Genomic DNA, 261 nt, shown 5'->3' on the forward strand with positions numbered 1-261 from the left:
CCCTATGTGAACGGTCATTGCTTCGTCAGTCTGACGCTGAGCGTCCCTGTCCTGAGCCAGCATGCAGGTGAAGCTCCGCTCATCCGCTATTTAGCGGTTCCCGTAGGATACTGGATGTGGCCGAAAGAAAAGACCAAACTTGAGTTAGCTGGTGATCTCATCGAGGAGGTGATGCCCTTACTGAAAGACCGGCAGGTATTACTGTTCTTTGACAGTTGGTATGCCAAAAGCACGTTGATAGAGCGGGTTTTGCAATATCCC

General features: G+C 51.0%; 1 pseudogene. It reads left to right on the plus strand.

The annotated features are described in order from the left end of the window. A pseudogene (locus tag ACFCTO_RS12235) lies at positions 1-261 on the plus strand (IS701 family transposase); the annotation flags it as partial.

Origin of the sequence: Megasphaera indica, from assembly GCF_046614755.1 — a bacterium.
Lineage (GTDB): Bacteria > Bacillota > Negativicutes > Veillonellales > Megasphaeraceae > Megasphaera > Megasphaera intestinihominis.